Origin of the sequence: Streptomyces sp. SID11385 (assembly GCF_010548245.1) — a bacterium.
Taxonomy (GTDB): domain Bacteria; phylum Actinomycetota; class Actinomycetes; order Streptomycetales; family Streptomycetaceae; genus Streptomyces.
This window is the reverse complement of record NZ_JAAGLR010000276.1, coordinates 1-243: the sequence shown is the minus strand read 5'-3', so window position 1 is coordinate 243 and position 243 is coordinate 1. Positions and strand designations below refer to the sequence as shown.

Genomic DNA, 243 nt, shown 5'->3' with positions numbered 1-243 from the left:
TCGGCCCGGTCCCGCCTCGACCGTCTGTCCCCGCTGGTGGACAAGCCGTACGCGTGGCGGTGGGACAAGCGGCTCGACCTTCCGGAGAAGCTTGGCATGAGGCCGAGCGAGAAGTCGCTCTACCTGCTGTTGATCGGTGAGGACCTCATGCTCGTTGGGCAGGGAACGCTACGGGTCGCGGCCCGTATGAACGGCCTTGAGGCGGATCACGCGAACCGGCTCAGCGAGGGGCGCGTCAATCTT

Annotated in this window: 1 pseudogene; it reads left to right on the top strand. The window is 66.3% G+C overall.

The features are described from left to right. Positions 1–243, top strand: a pseudogene (locus G3I42_RS08250) (DNA cytosine methyltransferase); the annotation flags it as partial.